15 protein-coding genes are annotated in these 18862 nt (G+C 70.8%); 5 read left to right on the top strand and 10 right to left on the bottom strand.

Annotated elements, in window-relative coordinates; translation table 11 throughout:
• Positions 1-52: 52 nt before the first annotated feature.
• The 3 genes from ABEB03_RS00155 to ABEB03_RS00145 form a co-directional block, all read right to left on the bottom strand.
• Positions 53-3367: an NACHT domain-containing protein gene (locus tag ABEB03_RS00155; protein ID WP_345639559.1), complete on the bottom strand. Its 3315-nt coding sequence runs from the start codon at positions 3365-3367 to the stop codon at positions 53-55.
• On the bottom strand, positions 3367-3717 hold the full coding sequence (locus tag ABEB03_RS00150; protein ID WP_345639558.1) for a trypco2 family protein: 351 nt from the start codon (positions 3715-3717) through the stop codon (positions 3367-3369). Before ABEB03_RS00150 ends, ABEB03_RS00155 begins: the two co-directional genes overlap by 1 nt.
• Positions 3718-3797: 80 nt before the next feature.
• On the bottom strand, positions 3798-7115 hold the full coding sequence (locus ABEB03_RS00145; protein ID WP_345639557.1) for an NACHT domain-containing protein: 3318 nt from the start codon (positions 7113-7115) through the stop codon (positions 3798-3800).
• A 466-nt stretch (positions 7116-7581) separates the two neighbouring features.
• Between ABEB03_RS00145 and ABEB03_RS00140 the strand changes: the two genes are divergently transcribed.
• Positions 7582-8199: a M23 family metallopeptidase gene (locus ABEB03_RS00140; protein WP_345639556.1), complete on the top strand. Its 618-nt coding sequence runs from the start codon at positions 7582-7584 to the stop codon at positions 8197-8199.
• A gap of 67 nt (positions 8200-8266) precedes the next feature.
• Here ABEB03_RS00140 and ABEB03_RS00135 read toward each other — a convergent pair whose 3' ends face one another.
• A complete protein-coding gene (locus ABEB03_RS00135) occupies positions 8267-8860 on the bottom strand; it encodes a TetR/AcrR family transcriptional regulator (RefSeq protein WP_345639555.1) in 594 nt (197 codons plus the stop codon).
• Between the two features lie 193 nt (positions 8861-9053).
• Between ABEB03_RS00135 and ABEB03_RS00130 the strand changes: the two genes are divergently transcribed.
• From ABEB03_RS00130 to ABEB03_RS00120, 3 genes are all read left to right on the top strand, one after another.
• Positions 9054-10649 carry an MDR family MFS transporter gene (locus ABEB03_RS00130; RefSeq protein WP_345639554.1) on the top strand — a complete coding sequence of 532 codons (1596 nt, stop codon included), beginning with the start codon at positions 9054-9056 and terminating at the stop codon, positions 10647-10649.
• A 246-nt stretch (positions 10650-10895) separates the two neighbouring features.
• On the top strand, positions 10896-11327 hold the full coding sequence (locus ABEB03_RS00125) for a helix-turn-helix transcriptional regulator (RefSeq protein WP_345639553.1): 432 nt from the start codon (positions 10896-10898) through the stop codon (positions 11325-11327).
• A 74-nt stretch (positions 11328-11401) separates the two neighbouring features.
• Positions 11402-11839, top strand: coding sequence for a VOC family protein (locus tag ABEB03_RS00120; protein ID WP_345639552.1), 438 nt, complete (start codon positions 11402-11404; stop codon positions 11837-11839).
• A gap of 60 nt (positions 11840-11899) precedes the next feature.
• On the opposite strand, the gene cseC is transcribed toward ABEB03_RS00120, so the two are convergent.
• From cseC to ABEB03_RS00095, 5 genes are all read right to left on the bottom strand, one after another.
• Entirely contained in the window at positions 11900-13426 is a 1527-nt protein-coding gene (gene cseC / locus ABEB03_RS00115) for a two-component system sensor histidine kinase CseC (RefSeq protein WP_345639551.1), read from the bottom strand.
• 8 nt (positions 13427-13434) lie between these two features.
• Positions 13435-14142, bottom strand: coding sequence for a two-component system response regulator CseB (gene cseB / locus ABEB03_RS00110; RefSeq protein ID WP_345639550.1), 708 nt, complete (start codon positions 14140-14142; stop codon positions 13435-13437).
• Positions 14143-14152: 10 nt separating this feature from the next.
• Positions 14153-14803 carry a hypothetical protein gene (locus tag ABEB03_RS00105; protein WP_425589155.1) on the bottom strand — a complete coding sequence of 217 codons (651 nt, stop codon included), beginning with the start codon at positions 14801-14803 and terminating at the stop codon, positions 14153-14155.
• Positions 14791-15342: a SigE family RNA polymerase sigma factor gene (locus tag ABEB03_RS00100; RefSeq protein WP_028799035.1), complete on the bottom strand. Its 552-nt coding sequence runs from the start codon at positions 15340-15342 to the stop codon at positions 14791-14793. The genes ABEB03_RS00105 and ABEB03_RS00100 overlap by 13 nt, the downstream gene beginning before the upstream one ends.
• Before the next feature lie 253 nt (positions 15343-15595).
• Positions 15596-16504: an HhH-GPD family protein gene (locus ABEB03_RS00095; RefSeq protein WP_345639548.1), complete on the bottom strand. Its 909-nt coding sequence runs from the start codon at positions 16502-16504 to the stop codon at positions 15596-15598.
• Positions 16505-16724: 220 nt separating this feature from the next.
• On the opposite strand from ABEB03_RS00095, the gene ABEB03_RS00090 reads away from it, so the two are divergent.
• Positions 16725-17564, top strand: coding sequence for a hypothetical protein (locus tag ABEB03_RS00090; protein WP_345639547.1), 840 nt, complete (start codon positions 16725-16727; stop codon positions 17562-17564).
• Between the two features lie 125 nt (positions 17565-17689).
• Here the strand turns inward: ABEB03_RS00090 and disA are convergent, their stop codons facing one another.
• Positions 17690-18814 (bottom strand): DNA integrity scanning diadenylate cyclase DisA, encoded by a 1125-nt coding sequence (gene disA, locus ABEB03_RS00085; protein WP_095935760.1) that lies wholly within the window; start codon positions 18812-18814, stop codon positions 17690-17692.
• Positions 18815-18862: the final 48 nt, after the last annotated feature.

Raw genomic sequence — 18862 nt, 5'->3', positions numbered from 1 at the left:
GGCCCCCCGGAACCACGGTTCCGGGGGGCCACCCTTGTGTGCGAGAAGGGCCCTAGAACTCTCCGGGCCTCAGCACCCGCCCGTTGGCCTCGATCACCAGCCCGGGGTGATGGCCCAGCGGGGACAGGTCGAGCGGCGCGTTCCGCGGGTAGTGGAGGGTGAGGCGGACGAGTGAGGGAAATACCCGGGCGAGATCCGCCGCGGAACCGCCACGGCCCACCGATCTCAGCGTCAGACTTCGAATTCCCGGCAAGGGGTCGAGTTCGCGCGGTTTGCGGGGAAGCAACTCAAGACCTTCGATACTGGGCGGCTCGATCTGCCGCGGCAGGTACAGAGAAGGCAGCGAGAAGTCCAGGCTGTGCAGTGAAGGAGCTCTCGAAGCCGCGAGGAGCAGTGAGTGAGCGTCGCAGTCGCCCTGTACGACGAGTTCCTCCAGCAAAGGCCACTGGCCGAGTTCGTTGATCACTATCGGTATCTGACTGGCGACGCGCAGATTCCGTACGTTCGGATGTCCGGCGGGCAAAGGGATATCGCTGTCGAGAAGACTTCCCACCAAGGACAGGGACGTGAGCCGGTCGAGGCGCTGGAGGGAAGCCAGATCCGCCTTCCGCACTTCGTGGAGTTCCAGACCCAGTGAGGTGAGCGCCAGTCCTTCCAGCGCGGACAGGTCCCGTACCCGCGGGCAGCCGGTGAGCCGCAGGGAAGTCAGCCCGGACAACTGCCGCGCGAAGGAGAGGGAGACCAGGCGTGGATTGTCGACCACTTCGATTTCCCGGATGCCTTCGTGCGGCAGGAACGCGCGGAGTTCTCCGTCGTCCAGCGGTGTGTCCACGACCAGTCGGCCGATGGGCCCGCAGTGACGCAGCGCCGCCGTCATGCCGTTGTCGACGACGACGACCCGGTCGTCCGCCAGGTCCATGTGGGCGAGGACCTCACGGGCGTAGTCGTCCGCCGGATAGCGCGGCCACGCCGTGGTGAGGACGGCGCGGACCTCCCGGGAGGGGTGCGGGGCGAACCGTCGCAGCAGGGGCATCGACGCGGAGCCCCCGATGTCGCGGGCCAACTGCACCACGGTCTCGGCCTGTTCGACGCTCAGTTCCTCGGGGCCGGGGACGAGCGGCAGTACATACGGGCCGAGGGATGTCAGCTTGGCGGCCAGCGTGGCGTCGGCCGGCGGGATCAGCGCCCGGACGCGGTCGGCGATCTCCTCCCGCACCTCCTCGTCCAGTACCACCGCGCTGATCGCGCACCGGGCCGCCAGGACATGGATGTCGCCGCGGGTCCTGCCGTCCTCGGCCCGGTCGCCGCGTTCCACCAACCCCTCGACCAGACGCCGGACTTCACCGCGATGGCAGTGGCCGACGGCCAGCAGGACGATGTCCTGCCACTGTTCGTCGGCCGCGTGCTGCAGCAGCTCGCCGAGGCCGTCGCTCTCCTGGAGCTCCTTCGCCGCGAGATAGTCCTGGAAGGTGCGGTGGATGAACTGGACGACCTTCTCGTTGCGTTCCTGGAGGAGGCCGCTGCGGTTGAGCAGGTGGACGAGTACGTCCTGCGGGGTGCCCTGGTCGCGGACCTGGGGCATGCCACGCATCGCGAGTTCGATCTGCCGTGCCGCCTGGGCGTGGGTGAACTCGACGTGCCCGCTGCGCGCGAGCCACGCCGCGATGGTCTGGAGGAGCTGCTGATGCTCCTCGACGCCCAGGCTGATGCCCTCCGGCGCTCCGACCCTGCGCAGGGTGTCCCGGCCGCCGAGGAGCATGGTCAGGGCGGCGTTGTAGAGGGACCAGCGGGATTCCGGCAGGAACCCCCTGCGGCGGCGGTGCAGCGCGCAGACGACGCCGGCCAGCAGCGGGGTGCGGGCCAGTGAGCGCAGCGTCGTGTTGTGCCGCAACTCCCGTTCCAGGGCCTGTTCCAGGGCGCGCAGATTCTCGTCCTCGGCGGCGGCCCGGTGGGCGTCGCGGAAGCCCGCGCATTCGAGGCGGGCCGCGTTGTGCCAGGCCTTGGAGAAGGCCAGGATGTCGTCGTCCCGCATGGGCAGCAGGCGGAGTTCCTCGAAGTGCTCCGAGGCCAGCCAGTCGCTGGCGACGGCGAGGGGCCGCACGGTGACCAGGCAGCGGTTGTGCGGGTACATGCCCAGCAGGTCGGTGAGACGGCGTCGTGCCGCGTCCCGCTCGGCCGGCGGCACCTCGTCGATTCCGTCGACCAGGATGAGGGCGCGGCCGGCCTCCAGCACGCGGCGCGCCCATCCCTCGGGGACGCCGTCGAGGGGGAGTTCGGCGACCGAGGGAAGTTGCTGGGGCGAGGGGAAGGCCATGCCGAGGGTGGGCAGGCTGCGCATGGGGACGACGAAGGGCACCAGGTCGTTCAGCTCGGCGAGTTCGTGACCGAGTGCCCCGCAGGCCGCGTGGGAGGCGAGCCACCACACCAGGGTGGTCTTGCCGGCTCCGGCCTCACCGCGCAGCAGGGTCTTCGGGCGGCCGGCGAGCAGGTCGTTCACCCGGCGCGGCACGGCGACGGAGCCCTGCGCGGGTGTCGGGCCGGAGGGGCGTGCGGTGGGGACGGCCTCCAGGCTCAGATACGCGGTGTCGAGGTCCCAGGTGGTCTCGGTGGTGCCGAGCTCGTCGATCCCGAAGATCTCGATCTTGCGGTAGCGGGTCCGCAGCGCGCGTGCGTAGTGCCGCTCGAACTCCTCGTCCCGGAGGTGGAATCCCGACACCGGCTCCAGGACGGGCGGCACATGGCCGGGTTCGGCGCCCATCACATGGCGGGGGAAGTCCGGCGCGTCCAGGATGCGTGACACGGGTACGGCCTCGACGCGGCGGTGGTCCCGGCCGTCCGGGACCTCCGTCACCACGCCGATGAGGACGGCCCCGGCGAACACGGGCGCCCCGGACAGCCCGGCGAGCGGTGACTCCCCGCGCCGGGGCGGGGCGACCGGCGGCCTGTCGAACTCGCACACCAGCGTCGACCGGATCCGCCCTGCCAGGGGGAGCACGGTCCCGGTCAGCTGGTCGAACTCCAGATGCTGTTCGGGCCCGTACCGCCCTACGGCGGGGAAGCCGACGGTCTGGCAGCCGGGCAGCGGGTCCGTGGTGTCGAGGACGCCCCAGCGCAACCGGGCGAGCGCCCACTTCTCCGGGGCGACCAGTTCCTCCCCGGTGAGCAGCAGCGCGACGTCACTCTCCTCGTCCCGCCAGATCGTCCGGCCCGGGATCGGCCGCTCGCTGTCCGGGTGGACCGTGCGGATCCATTCCTTGTCGCGCAGGACGTGCGCGCTGGTCAGCACGAGGCGCGGGGACAGCATCACGCCGCTGCCCTGCGAGCCCGCCAGGACCACCACGGTCCGTTCGGCCGCCGAGCGCAGCATCACGGTGCCGTGGAGGAGCCGCGGCCGAAGGCGTCGACACTTCCCTCGGTCTCGTTGCTCACCTTCAGCGGCGCGCCGGTACGGGCGTCCTGGGCCCGCAGGGTGAAGGACACCTTGTGCGTACGGCTGCCGGCACGGGTGCCGTCGATGTTCGCGTCCACCACCCAGGCGCGCACCTTGGCGCCGGCCTTCACCTCCTTGCGCAGCTCCACGGTGAACTCCATCTGGATGTCGCCCAGTTCGAAGACGATGTCCTGTCCGGCCGCGTTGCGTGACGCGAGCAGCAGCTCGTCGCGGATGCTCCGCACGGCGTCGGACAGTCCGATGCGCGTCTCGTCGGGGTTGCGCATGGTCTCCCTCTTGCTGGTTCGGACAGGACGCCGGTGACGTGCGGCTCCTCGTTCTCCGGGCCGCTCCGCCCACCGGGCGGCTACGTCTGCTGGGTCCAGGTCGTTCCGCCGAGGTGGCGCTGGGGCTGATGGACGACGGTCCGCTCCGGGAGCTGGTCGGCGCCGCACAACTCGCCCTCCCCGCCCGGGACGACGAGCAGTTCCCGCAGGCCGTGGGCGGCCTTCAGGGGGGAGACGTCCAGGCGGGCGCGGGTGGTGACGTCACCGATGATGTGCAGCTTCGTCAGGTGCGGGAAAACGGCCGGGACTCTCTCCAGGTCGAGGGTCCCGGCCATGTCGTCGAGGAGGAAGAGGTCGGTGACGCCGGGGAGTTCCAGGGAGTCCGGGCACAGCGCGAACAGGCTCACGCTCATCTGGAGATGGACGAGTTCGGGCAGTGCGGCGACGGCCGACCAGCCGTGCAGGAACCGGGTGTCCGCCGGCCAGCCGCTCGCGAGCAGGAAACCGAAGGTCAGTTCCTTCAGATGGTGCAGCGTCGCCAGCGGGCGCAGGTCCGGCTCGGGGCCCAGGTCGCTGAGGATCAGTGCCTCGATGCTCTGTCCGGTCAGGGCCGACAGGTCGGTCAGGTGCGGGCAGGCGTCGATCTCCAGGCGGGTCAGCGTCGTCGCCCCGCCGAGGAAGGAGACGTCGGTGAGGGTGCTGTTGCTTCTGATGCACAGATGGGTGGGCGGGACCTCCGTGACATACGCGCGTAACTGGTCGGCGGGCAGGTCGCCCTGGACGTCCACCATGGGGCGCCCGCCCAGCGCCCGCAGCGCCCGCAGCTGTGCGGCTTCGGTGATCAGGAAGTAGACCTCGTGCGGGTCGACCTGGGCGATGACCTCGCGGGCGAAGCGCTCGGTGTCGAACCGGGACCAGCTCCTGACGATCCGGTCGCGGACCCGCGGGGAGTCGTGGCAGGCGAATCGGGTGAGGTACGGGATCGCCGCGTCCGACGCCAGGTGCAGCGCGGTCGCGACGACGGCGCCGGCCTCCTCGACGCTGAGTTCCTCGGGCCCCGGGAGCAGGTCCAGGACGAGGGGGCCGACGGTGGCGAGTTCGACGGCCTCCTGCGAGGTGGACGGCGGGATGAGCGTGCTGGTGCGTTCCTTGACCGCGAGCCGGACGGCGGGGTCGAGTTCGGCGGCGTGCTCCAGGCAGGCGGCGGCCAGCAGGAACACCCGGTTGCGCACCGGAACGTCCGTGGTCCGGTCGCCCACGGCGAGCAACTCGGTGAGGATGTCGGCGCGTTCGCGCGGCCTGCTGTGGGCCACGGCCATCCGGATGACGTCCTCCCACTGGTCGTCGGCCGCGTGCTCGATCAGCAGGCCGATGTCCCACACCTCCACCGCCGCTCGTGCTCCCAGATAGTCCTGGAAGGTGCGGTGGATGAAGTCGACGGCGCCGGGGGCCGGTTCGCGCAACAGGCCGCTGCGCAGAAGGAGATGGCGGAAGACGGCCGCCGCGTCGCCCAGGGCCGCCGCGGCGGGCACCGAGGGGAGGGCCTCCTCGATGATCTGCTCGGCGCGTTCGCGGTCGAGTTCGGTACGGCCGTTGCGGATCAGCCAGTACGCGAGCCGCTGGAGCAGCTGGGTCTGCGGCTCCTGCTGCAGTTCGAGCGTCAGGATGTCGCGCTCCCGGTCCCGCCGCGTCAGCAGCATGGTCAGCGCGGCCTCGTACAACTCCTTGCGTCCTTGGGGGAGATAGCCGCGCCGGTCGCGGTGGAGCGCGCAGATGAGCCCGCACATGAGCGGGTTGGTGGCGAGCCGGCCGAGATCCCCCTTGCTGCGTACGGCGGTCAGCAGCTGGCTCTTGTACGTGGTGAGGGCCTCGTCCTCGTCCGGGCTGCCGATCCGTGCTGCGGTGTGCCAGCGCTCGATGAACGCGGCGACGTCCGTCGGGCTCATCGCGGAGAGGGTCAGCTCGGCGAAGTCGTCGTCCGTGAGCCAGTTCTCGCGCACCGCCGAGGGCCGTGAGGTGACCAGCCAGCGGTTGCCGGGATAGGCGCTGATGAGGTCGCTGAGCCAGACACGGGTCCGCTCCCGTTCGGCGTCGGGCACCTCGTCGATGCCGTCGACGAGGACCAGTCCGCGCCGGGAGCCGAGGACCCGGTCCGCCCAGCCCTCCGGCTGGCCGGCGGCGAGCGGGCAGCCGGTGGCCTCCAGGAAGCGGTCGGGCACGGGGAGCCGCTCCCCGTGCCGGGTGAGGGTGCGCAGGGGGAGTACGAAGGGGACCCGCTCGTGCAGGTACGACATCGGGCCCTTCGGTGCCGAGCGGGCGGCGGAGACGGCCAGCCACTGGACGAGGGTGGTCTTGCCGGAGCCGGCGACCCCGCGCAGCAGGACGCGTTCGTGGGCGGCGAGGGCCTGGTCGGCGGGGCGCGAGTCGAAGCGTTCGAGGTGACGCCGGCCTGCCTCGGTCTTCGCCGGGGCCGGGACCGCACGCGTGCCGCGGGTGTCCGTGTCGGCGGGCTGCCGGTAGGGGGCGGTCGTGGGCGGCTGCGTGCCGGGCGCCTCTTCCGCGGATGCGGTGCCGGCGGTCTCCCCGGGTACCGGGCCGGCGGTCTCCTCGAGTGCCGTCCCGTCGTTCCGCCCGAGGCCCGGGCGGGAGGCGGTGAACGTGCCGGGCCGCACATAGCCGAGGAGTCGCTTGCGCGGGGCGGTCGCCTCCAGGCTCAGGTACGCGGCGTCCAGCGGCCACTTGCCGGGGGAGTTGGTCAGGTCGATCCCGTAGATCGTGAGCTGCCCCTGCTTCTTGGCGACATAGGCGAGGTAGCGGCGCTCGAACGAGGTGTCGCGCGCGTCGGGCCGCGGGACGCGGGTGATCAGCTCGTCGAGTTTCGCCACGAGCTCGGCCAGCAGGCGGGTCTGCTCCACCAGCGTGCGCGCCACGAACGTGGAGCGCTGGGTGAAGAAGTGCATGACATGGACGCAGGCCCACTCGGTCAGGGAGTCGAGGAAGAAGGAGGCGTCGGCGGAGAGGTCCCCGGTGGGGGCCCGGTGGTGGAGCTTGCGGGCCAGTTCGCGGTGGCCGAGCCGGACGGCCTGGACGTCGTCCATGTCGAGGTCGCCGAGGGCGAGCAGCTTGCGGGACAGCGCGTCCGTGACCGCCGTCTCCTCGTCGGGCGGGAAGGGGCGCTCGCCCGGTGAGTCGAGCGCCGCCCGGACCAGCTGGGCGGCGAGGCGGTGGACGTCCTTCTCGGTGAGCGTGCGTTTCTCTCCGCGGAAGGAGACCAGGGCCGAGAGGCGTACCGGCTCGTCCACGAGGCCGGCTCCCGGGCCGTCGCGCCGGAAGAGTTTCTTGACCAGAGGCGCGATGAGGCTCGACGCCAGTTTCGTGCCCAGTACCGACGGATCCATACGGCCTCCCCCAAGAGCCCTGAACCAGGCAAGCAGCGTAGCCCCGGTCACATTCCCGGGGGGCTTGATCTTGCCGTCCGGTGACATGGCGCACAGGCGTTTTGTCCGGTACTAACCTGCCTAGTGGACAGAGCGAAACGGACATTCAGGACCTTTGGCCCAAGGCTCTCGGGACGGTCCGCACGCCGGGGGGTCGAAGGGTCGCGAGGGGCTTTTTCCCGTGGGCACAGCCCTCCGAAGTGCGGTTAAACCGTGTTTCGGGCGAGGAGAACGACAGATCCGGTACGACATGTCCGAACTGTCAAGGTTCATTAAGTTTTCGGGTGAAGTACGACCTAACGTCGTAGGTCACACTGTTTGGGGGTCTGTGGGGTGGCGGGTTACCAAGGTGATGGGCCGCTCGCCGGACGACATGTCCACCGGGCGGTTTCCCGAGTCCCAGTCCCCGTTCTCGCGAGGTCCTCACATGTCGAAGCGCGTCACGTCCCGTCAGTCCCGTACGTCCCTGATTCGCACCCGGGCCGCCGTCCTGGCCGTGGGCCTCGGAGCCACGGCCGTACTGGGCGCCGGGGTCGCGAGCGCCGCCGAGACGGGCCTGAACAGTGCCGGCACCGTCAAGGCCGCGAACACCGTCCAGGCCAAGTCCGCCACCGCCAAGGCGGGCGGCTCCTGGGTCGACCCGGTGAAGCGGTACGCCCTGTCCGCCAGCTTCAACCAGGCCGGCGGCATGTGGGCCCACAAGCACTCCGGCCAGGACTTCGCCGTGCCGCAGGGCACCCAGGTCGTCGCCGCGCACGGCGGCACCGTCGTCAAGGCCGGCCCCAACGGCGCCGGTGACGGTCCGGCGTACGGCAACGCCATCGTCATCAAGCACGGCAACGGCACGTACTCGCAGTACGCCCACCTGTCGCGCATCGACGTGCGGATAGGCCAGGTCGTCGGCACCGGTCAGCACATCGCGCTGTCCGGCAACACCGGCAACTCCAGCGGCCCGCACCTGCACTTCGAGATCCGTACCACCCCGAACTACGGGTCCGCGATCGACCCCGTCGCCTTCCTGCGCGCTCAGGGTGTCGTCGTCTGATCACCTGACCCCCACAGGGTGATCACCCCGTAGGTGTGGCCGGGCGTCCCGAAAGGGGCGCCCGGCCTCATGCGGTGGCGCCGCCGTTGGCCTGCGTCACCAGGTCGATCGCGACCTCCAGGACCGCCTTGCGCTTGTCCTCGGGGTCGCCTTCGACGTCCCTGAGGACGAACATCCCGGCGTGCATGGAGAAGAGCGCGCTGATGCACCGGACCTGGTCCTTCAGGTCGGCGTCCGGCTCCTTGAGCAGGTCGACCATCCGGATCATGCGGTCCTTGAAGTCCTCGCCCGTGCGCAGCTCGCGTACCGTCGCCTGGTTCTCCTGCATGAAGCGGAAGAGCGGGGCCGCCTCGGCGAGGGCGTCGCTGTAGCGGTGCAGGATCTCCTGCTTCGTCGCCAGCGTGCGCGGCTGCTGCGCCCCCCATTCGATCAGCTCGTCCATGGGCCGGGACAGGTCCTGGAAGAGGCTGATGAGGATGTCTTCCTTGGTCTTGAAGTGGTAGTAGAGCGCCGCCTTCGTCACGTCGAGGTGCTCGGCGATCTCGCGGAGCGAGGTCTTCTCGTAGCCCCGCTCGGAGAAGAGTTCGAGGGCCACGTCCTGGATGCGCTGGCGGGTGTCGCCGCGGCGCTGTCGCTTGGTGCCGTCCATGGTGCCGCCCATCCTCTTACTCCTCGCGCTCCCTGAAAACTTACCTGTCGACCGACTGGTAAAACTACTTAAACTTACTTGACGCCCGGCTAGTTCGGGGTCTAGTTTCCCTGAGTGTAGTCAACTTGCCGGTCGGCAAGTAAGTAGTCGAGGGGCGGCGGCCGCACCAGAGGCCGGCGGCGGTACTCAGGGGAGTGGGAAAACGATGGCGGACAACACGGCAGCGGCCGCACCGGTCGCCGAGGACGGCGGGAAACAACCGCGCAGCGTACGGGTCGTACTGCTCGCGCTCATGATCGCGATGCTGCTCGCGATGCTCGACAACATGATCGTCGGCACGGCGATGCCCACGATCGTCGGTGAACTGGGCGGGCTGGAGCACCTGTCCTGGGTCGTCACCGCGTACACGCTCGCGACCGCAGCCTCCACCCCGATCTGGGGCAAGCTCGGCGACATGTACGGGCGCAAGGGCGCCTTCATGACCTCGATCGTGATCTTCCTGATCGGCTCCGCGCTCAGCGGCATGTCCCAGGACATGGGGCAGCTCATCGGCTTCCGCGCCGTCCAGGGTCTCGGCGCCGGCGGTCTCATGGTCGGTGTCATGGCGATCATCGGCGACCTGATCCCGCCGCGGGAGCGCGGCAAGTACCAGGGCATGATGGCCGGCGTCATGGCCTTCGCCATGATCCTCGGCCCGCTGGTCGGCGGCTCCATCACCGACCACTGGGGCTGGCGCTGGTCCTTCTACATCAACCTTCCGCTCGGCGTCGTCGCGCTCCTCGCGGTCAGCGCCGTGCTGCACCTGCCCAGGAAGCGGGTCCAGGCGAAGATCGACTACCTCGGTGCCGGCCTGCTGGCGCTCGGCATCTCGTCGATCGTGCTGGTCACCACCTGGGGCGGCACCGAGTACTCCTGGGGCTCCGCGCGGATCATGGAGCTCATCGGCATCGGCGTCGCCGCGCTCGTCGGCTTCGTCTTCTGGCAGACCCGCGCCGCCGCGCCGATCATGCCGCTGCACATCTTCCGCAGCCGCAACTTCACCCTGATGTCCGTCATCGGCTTCATCACCGGCTTCGTGATGTTCGGTGCGGTGCTCTTCCTCCCGCTGTACCAGCAGTCCGTGCAGGGCGCGTCCGCGACCAACTCCGGTCTGCTGCTCCTGCCGATGCTCGGCGCGATGCTCGCCGTGTCGATGGTCGCGGGCCGGGTCACCACCAACAGCGGCCGCTACAAGGTCTTCCCGCTCGTCGGCAGCGTCCTGATGATCGTCGGGCTGTTCCTGCTCGCCCAGATGGACACCGGGACGACCCGCCTGACCTCGGGTCTGTACATGGCGGTGCTGGGCGCGGGCATGGGCTGCCTGATGCAGATCACCATGCTGGTCGCGCAGAACAGCGTGGAGATGAAGGACATGGGTGTCGCGTCCTCCTCGACCACGCTGTTCCGGACCCTCGGTTCCTCCTTCGGCGTCGCCATCATGGGCGCCCTGTTCAACCACCGGGTGCAGGACGTGATGGCCGAGCGGGCCGGCGCACTCGGCTCCAAGGTGACGGAGCAGTCCGCGCAGCTCGACGCGGCCAGCCTGGCGAAGCTGCCCACCGCGGCACGCGAGGCCTACCAGTACGCGGTGTCCTCCGGTACGCACTCCGCGTTCCTGCTCGGCTCCGTGGTGGCGGTGGTGGCGCTGGTCGCCGCGGTGTTCGTCAAGGAGGTCCCGCTGAAGGGGGCGGGCGCGCCCAAGCCGGACGACGGCGCGGTGCAGGACGCGGCCCCCGCGGCGAGCATCGCCGAGGCGGTCTGACTTCCTCCGCGAACCCCGCGAGCTCCGGAGTCCGGCGAACTCACCCCGAGATCCGCCGGCTCCGGAGTCCGGCGAGATCCACCCGAGTTCCGCGCGTACTCGGACCGAAGGCCCCCGGCGTTGTCCGCCCCGGGGGCCTTCTCGCGTCCCCGGCCCCGGCCCGCGACGGAGCGGGCGTTCCGGCCCCGCCGGGCGACGGCCGCGGCGGTGTCAGTGCCGCGTGCCACCATCGGGAGAGTGGACAGGATGCGGCAGCTGCGGCTGGCCAAGGACGCGATGGACCGGGACTGGGCCGAGCCCGGCCTCGATCTCGACGCGCTGGCCGCGCACGCCGGGTATTCGCGCTATCACTTCATCCGCGCCTTCAAGGCGGCGTACGGCGAGACGCCCGGCCAGTATCTGACGCACCGCCGCATCGAGCGGGCGGAGGAGATGCTGCGCACGGCGAACCTCTCGGTCACCGACATCTGCCACCTGGTCGGGTTCAGCAGCCTCGGCACCTTCTCGGCGAGCTTCAAGACGTGGACCGGACTGACACCGAGCGAGTACCGCGCGAAACACGTGCGGAAGGGGGCCGCCCTCATCCCCGGCTGCTACGCCATGTTGTGGGCGGGCGGCTTCCGGAGCAGGGCCGCTTCCCCGCCCGCCGAGGACCGCAACTCTGAAGAAGCACCCTGAGCCGGCCCGCACCTACGGTGGCGAGCAGGAGCTGGTGCCGGACGGGCAGCAGTGGACGACAGGAGAGCAGAGCCATGATCAAGGGCCTGGGCATCACCACCGTCTGGACGTTCGACCAGGAGCGGACCAAGGCCTTCTTCACCGAGAAGCTCGACTTCGAGGTGCGCAACGACCTGGCCATGGGCTCCATGCGGTGGATCACCGTGGGGGCCAAGGACCAGCCGGACGTCGAGCTCGCGCTGATGAGTCTGGACGGCCCGGGGCTCGACCCGGAGTCCGCGGAGGCGCTGAAGAAGCTGGTCGGCAAGGGCGCGCTGGGCGCGGGCGCCTTCCGCACCGACGACTGCCGCGGTGACTACGAGAAGTTCAAGGCGCGCGGAGTGGAGTTCCTCCAGGACCCCCAGGAGCGGCCGTACGGAATCGAGGCGATCTTCCGCGACGACAACGGCAACTGGTACTCGCTCACCCAGCGCAGCGAGGAGCTCGACTTCTCCAAGGACTTCGGCCGCTGAGCGTGCCCTCGCGCACCGCGGCAGCCCCCGGTCGGTGAGGGGTCCGGGGCCGCCGGATCCTCACTTGCCGGAGGCCGACGGCAGCATGGGATAGCTCCCGGTGTTCGTCGGGGCGTGCTCCGGCAGCCACAGCACCGCGACCGCACCCTCCGCGGGCACCTCGTCCGGAGCCCCGGCGGGCCGTACGTTGCGGAACGTCAGCCGGGCCCCGAGCACCCGGGCCTGCCCCGCGGCGATCGTGAGGCCCAGCCCGTGCCCGTGTCCGGCGCGGTCGGTGCTGCCCGTACGGAACCGGCTCGGGCCCTCGGCGAGGAGCTTCTCCGGGAAGCCGGGGCCGTGGTCGCGGACACGGATGACACGGCCCTCGACCGTGACCTCGACGGGCGGCCTGCCGTGCCGGGAGGCATTCGCCAGGAGGTTGAACAGGACACGCTCCAGGCGCCGCGGGTCGGTCGTGACCTCGGACTCGTGGACCACGCGCACCTCGACGCCCGCGTCCTTCGCGGCCACGCGCCGCGTGACGAACTCGCCGAGCATGATGTCCTGGAGCTCGGCCCGCTCGGAGGCGCCGTCGAGACGGGCGACCTCCAGGACGTCCTCGACGAGCGTGCGCATGGCCTGCGCCCGGTCCCGGACGAGTTCGGTGGGACGGCCGGGCGGCAGCAGCTCCGCCGCCGTCAGCAGCCCGGTCACCGGCGTGCGCAGCTCGTGGGCGATGTCGGCGGTCACCCGGCGCTCCGCCTCGATGCGCTGCTGGAGCGCGTCCGCCATCGCGTCGACGGCCCGCGCCAGGTCGTCGGTCTCGTCGCGCACGACACCGCCGATCGCGTCCCGCACCCGCACGTCGGTGTCGCCCTTGGCGACCTGGTTCGCGGCGGCCGCGGCCTTGCGCAGTCGGCGCGACAGCTGGCCGCCGATGAGCACCCCGAGCGCGCTGCCGCCGAAGACGACCGCGATGGATCCGATGATCAGGGCCTGGTCGAGGTCCTTCATGACGTCCGCGTTGCGGTCGGTGAACCGCTCGTGCCAGGACAGCACCCGGCCGTCCCTGAGCGGTACGGCGGCCCAGATGTCGGGCACTCCGTGCGTGCCCTCGGAGATGTAGGTGGCCCGCCGGCCGTGCGAGACGCTCTCCAGCAGGTCACTGGGTATCGACGGGTCGTCGATCTTGGCCCCGAAGGGCGGCGGCCTGCCGGGTCCGTACATGCGCTGGGCGAGCTGGATGCGCTCGTCCGCGAGGTCCCGCGAGTTGTCGAGCATCGACACCCGGGCCGCGTTGTGCACGACCAGGCTCAGTGCGATCGCGACGAGCGCGCCGACCAGGGCGATCGCCGTGCTCAGCTTCCAGCGGATGCCGGTGCGGATGTTCGTGCCCGAGTCGGAGCCGTCGTCCGCGGCACCGCCGGGACCCGGGCGCGCACCCGCACCCGCCCGTCCGCCCGGAACCGCGCCGGTACCCGCCCGTCCACCCGGCACCGCGCCGGTACCCGCGCGTCCGCCCGGAACCGGGCCCGCATCCGCCCGTCCGCCCGGAGCCGGGCGCCCGGCCGACTCACCGGACCCCGGACGCCGAAATATCCCCCGCATACCCCTGCTCAGGCCTTCAACTTGTAGCCGAAGCCACGGACCGTCTCGATCCGGTCCTGGCCGATCTTCGTACGCAGCCGCTGCACGTGCACGTCGACGACACGGGTGTCACCGCCCCAGCCGTAGTCCCACACGCGTTCGAGCAGCTTGTCGCGGCTCAGCACCGTACCCGGCGCGGCGGAGAACTCCAGCAGCAGCCGCATCTCGGTGGGCGTCAGTGCCACGTGCGCACCGCTCCTGCGCACCTCCATGCCCTCGGTGTCGATCTCCAGATCACCGAAGGCGAGGACCCCGCCGTCCACCGGGGCCGGATCGTCGGCCGCCGCGGCCCGCCCGCCGTTGGCGTGCCCGAAGCGGCGCAGTACCGCGCGGATACGGGCGACCAGCACGGCCCCGTCGAAGGGCTTGGTCACATAGTCGTCGGCGCCGGCCTCCAGGCCGAGCACGACGTCGATCGAGTCGGCGCGCGCGGACAGCATGATCACGGGGACGGTCGACTCGTCCCGGATGCGGCGGCACAGCGAGACGCCGTCGAGCCCGGGGACCATCACGTCCAGCAGGGCGATGTCCGGGCGGTCGGCACGGAACGCCTCCAGGCCCGACAGTCCGTCGGGCATGGCGGTCACCGCGAAGCCGTCGCGCTCCAGGGCGAGTTGCGTGGCCTCCCGGATGACGTCGTCGTCCTCGACGAACAGGACGTGGGTCTGCTCTGCCATCCGTCTGCTCTCAGTTCGCCTCGGGCGAGGGCGAGTCGGCGCCGCCCACCGCGTTGCTGTAGTCGTTGTGGATCCGGGACTCCTCGGTGAAGTGGGTCGCGGACCAGCCGTAGGTGATCACTTCTTCGCTGGAGGGGTACGACACCGGGTCGCCCTTCTTGTACAGCTGCTGGGTGACCACCAGATCACCGCGGTCTATCTCCGCGTAGACCGGCGGTTCCTCGGCCTTGAACACATTCTGGTACCTGCCGTTGGCCTCGCGGTACACGTACGAGCCGATGCCGACGGCGTCGCCGCAGGTCATCACGTTGACCACGACGTCGTTCGAGGAGCTTTCGGTGAGGTTGCCGTACGACACGTCGACGGGGTACTCGTCGCCGACGCACGGCTTCAGGTCGCGCTTGACCACCGCGCTGACCCCCGGGTCGTTCTTGACCAGCCGGACGGCGTCGACGCGCCGTGCCGCCTTGCTCGGCGAGGCGGCGGCCGTGGGCGTGGCGGCGCCCTTGGCGACGGCGTCGCCGCCTGCCGGGCCCTCGTCGCGGGCGCCGGTGCCACCGGTGGCGCAGGCGCTCACGAAAAGGCCGAGGGCGGTGAGCACGGCCGTGGCCGTACTCCCCGCCTTCAGGACCTGACTGGCCCGACTTTCTAGGCCGCGCAACGCTCCCGCTCCTCACCCGGTTCGAGCGCGCGGGCGCCGCGCTCCGCGAGGTCGCGGCTCTCCAGCTCCTCGCGGAGCCGGGCCAGCGCCCGGTGCAGCGTGCTCTTGACCGTTCCGGCCGACATGCCGAGGGCGGCGGCCGTCTCCTCCGTGGACATCTGCTCCCAGTGTCGCAGCACCACGACACTGCGTTGCTTGGGAGCGAGGACCTTCATGATGTCCATCAGCAGCGCGCGGTCCGCGTGCTGCTCGGTGGAGTCGTCGACGCTGGCGTCCGGAAGCTGCTCGGTGGGCACCTCTTCGAGCTTGCGGGCCCGCCACCACTCGGTCCGGGTGTTGATCATCACGCGGCGCAGGTAGGCGTCGGCCAGCCGCTTGTCCGCGATGCCGTCCCAGCGGCCGTACGTCCGCACGAGCGCGGTCTGCAGCAGGTCCTGCGCGTCGACCGGGTCGGGGACCAGGCGGCGGGCACTGCGCAGCAGCGCGTCCTGCCGGGTACGGACGTACTCCTCGAATTCGAGCACCTCGCCCTGCGCCATGATCAACCGCCTCCATCCCCGTTTCCGACCTGCCTGCTGCCGGTTGTCCGTCTGCTGTCGCACCGCCGGCGTGCCGCGGTCTGTGCGGCCGCTCCTGCGGTACGGCAATGAAGCTACGGAGGCGTTGTCACGGGGTTGTCCGAGACAGCCTGCGGCAAGCAATCGGCTGTCCGTCGGTTGTGTAACGGATGTAGGCGCGGGGTAAGAGAGAGGCTGCTTTCTGCCCGTACTGGTCCCGTTGTGGGTTGTTTTGTCAGGTCAGGGGGAGTCGATACAGAGCGCCGGGGAGCGGCTCCACCAGTCCGTCGGCGACGAGCCCGTCGAGCGCGCGCGCCCGCTGCACCGGTTCGCCCCACACACGGTCAAGTGCCGCCTGCGGCACGGGCGCGACCGCTTCCCGCAGCACGGCGAGCAGCTTTCCGCGCACCTGCCGGTCCGTGCCGGCGTACGTCTGGCCGCGCCGCGGCGGGCCCTGGTGCTCCGGCTTGCCCGCCAGCTGCCACGCACACTGCGAGGCGATGGGGCAGCGGTGACAGGCCTCGTTCTTCGCCGTGCAGACGAGCGCGCCGAGCTCCATGGAGGCGGCGGCCCAGCGGGACGCCGTGTGCTCGTTCTCGGGCAGCAGCGCCCGCGCGAGCTTGCGCTCGGCCGCGGTGGTGGCGTTCGGCGGGTACTGGACGCCGGTGACGGCCCGCGCGAACACCCGTCGCACATTCGTGTCCAGCACGGCGTGCCGCTGGCCGTAGGCGAAGGACGCGACCGCCGCCGCCGTGTACTCCCCGATGCCGGGCAGTGCCAGCAGCTGGGCGTGCTCCGCCGGTACGTCGCCGCCGTGCCGCTCCGTTATGGCCACCGCGGCGCCGTGCAGGCGCAGCGCGCGCCGTGGGTAGCCGAGCCGGCCCCAGGCGCGGACGGCCTCTCCCGGGGCCTCCTTGGCCAGGTCGGCAGGGCGGGGCCAGCGGGCCAGCCACTGCTCGTACACGGGGAGTACGCGGTTGACCGGGGTCTGCTGGAGCATGAACTCGCTGACCATCACTCCCCAGGGACCGGCGTCGGGGCGCCGCCACGGGAGGTCACGGGCGTGCTCGTCGAACCAGGCGATGACGGGTGTGTGGAGCGTCTCGCCGGAGGCGTTCTGGGTGGGTTTGGTGGGTGCAGTCATGGCTCTGTCGATCCTGCCAGATCTTTGCAGCCCGTCCGGCGATTGAGCGCGGACCCGTCCGGGCCGTCACGGTGTCCGGGCACGAAGTCCGCAGGTACCGGACGGGTGGGGGCGGAGGGGGTGAAAACTGGCCATGTCCCGGGATGATGATCCGGAAAAGTTGCCGACAGGGCGGCGGGTGCGGCAAGCCGAGGCGCCGATCTCTCGTACAGTTTGCGCCGTGGGATCTCTGCGCAATCCTGTCGGGCCGCTTCCCTCCACCATCTACTGGCGTCGGAGGGCCGTTCTGCTGTCTGTGGTAGCGCTGTTGGCGCTGCTCATCGTGTGGGTGGTCGGTTCCGGCGGCGGAGGCGGAAAGCACGACAACGGCGGGTCCAACGGCAAGAACCCGGCGCCCACCATCACTCCCGGCCCCTCCGGCTCGGGTCCCGCGATCAGCCAACACCCGGGCGGGCGCGACGAGTCGAGCGGCAGCGGCAGCGGCAGCGGCGGAGACGAGGGCGGCGACGGTGACGGCGACGCGAGCGGCGGCGGTTCCGCCGGCGGTGCCGGTTCCGGCGGCTCCGAGGAGAGCGGCGGCGGGACCGGAGGCGGCTCGGACGACGGGTCCAAGAACGGCGGTGGGTCGGGGGACCGGCTCCCGGCCGGCTCCACTCTCCCCAACTGCACTCCCGGCAACGTGAAGTTGACGCTGCACAGCGAGCACAACAGCTACGCCCCCGACGAGACCCCCACGATCGATCTCATCGCCAAGAACTCCTCGGGCGGCGCCTGCAAGCTCGATCTCGGCCCCGAGAAAACCGTACTGACGATCACTCAGGCCGGGAGCGACGACGACATCTGGTCCTCCGACGACTGCCCGAAGGGCGGCGGAAATCAGCTGTACCGCGTGCCCGCCGACGACCAGGTGATCTACAAGGTGAAGTGGGACCGCAAGGCCAGCGCCCCCGAGTGCGCCACGCCTCCGGCGGGTTCGGCGTCCGCGGGCACGTACCTGGTGGAGGCGAAGGCGCCCGGACTGGCCAAGGCGCAGACGTCGTTCGTCCTGGCCAAGGACTGAGCGAGCACTGAGCGAGGGTCGAGCGGGAGCTGGGCGAGGACTGGGCCCGGGCGGTGCGCCCGGGCCGGGAACCCTGGCCGGGCGAAGAGCCGGAGGGCCGAGGGTCCGGTGATCCGCCGGACCGGCTAGACGTACCGCTCCAGGATCGACGACTCGGCCAGGCGGGACAGGCCCTCGCGGACGCTGCGCGCCCGCGCCTCGCCCACGCCGTCGACCGTCTGGAGGTCGTCCACGCTGGCCGCGAGCAGCTTCTGCAGCCCGCCGAAGTGCTCGACGAGCCGGTCGATGATCGCGCCGGGCAGCCGGGGCACCTTCGCGAGCAGCCGGAAGCCGCGCGGCGAGACCGCGGAGTCCAGCGCCTCGGGGGAGCCGGTGTAGCCCAACGCCCTCGCCACGGTGGAGAGTTCGAGGAGCTCCGCGTGGGTCAGCGCGTCCAGCTCGGACAGCGCCTCGTCGACCGTGCGGGAGCGCTTCGCGGTCGGCTCCGGCACGTAGTCCCGTACGACGAGCTCGCGCTCGGGCTCCACGCCCGCGATCAACTCGTCCAGCTGGAGCGCGAGAAGACGCCCGTCGGTGCCCAGTTCGACCACGTACTCGGCGATCTCGGTGGCGATGCGGCGGACCATCTCCAGACGCTGGGCGACCGCCGAGACGTCCCGGACGGTGACCAGGTCCTCGATCTCCAGCGCGGAGAGCGTGCCCGCGACCTCGTCGAGGCGGAGCTTGTAGCGCTCCAGGGTCGCGAGCGCCTGGTTGGCGCGGGAGAGGATCGCGGCGGAGTCCTCCAGGACCCGGCGCTGACCGTCGACGTACAGCGCGATCAGGCGCATCGACTGGGAGACCGAGACGACGGGGAAGCCGACCTGCTTGCTCACCCGGTCCGCGGTGCGGTGCCGCGTGCCCGTCTCCTCCGTGGGGATCGTCGGGTCGGGCACCAGCTGCACGCCCGCACGGAGGATCTTGGTGATGTCCTTGTCGAGGACGATGCCGCCGTCGAGCTTGCACAGTTCACGCAGCCGCGTGGCGGTGAACTCGACATCCAGGACGAAACCGCCCGTACACATCGCTTCGACGGTCTTGTCGGAGCCCAGCACGATGAGTCCGCCCGTGTTGCCGCGGAGAATCCGCTCGAGCCCGTCGCGCAGGGCCGTGCCGGGTGCCACGGCGCTCAGTGAGGCGCGCATCAGGCCATCGGCACCGGAGCTCCCACCGGACTTTCCGGGAGCTGCTGCCCGGTCGTTGGCTGCCACTGCACTCCTCCGGTCGCAGGTTTCCGGTCGCCCTCGGTTCGTACGGAC

Source organism: Streptomyces siamensis, from assembly GCF_039543605.1.
Lineage (GTDB): Bacteria > Actinomycetota > Actinomycetes > Streptomycetales > Streptomycetaceae > Streptomyces > Streptomyces siamensis.
Note: the sequence above shows the minus strand (reverse complement) of the source record. Positions and strands in the feature narration are given on the sequence as shown.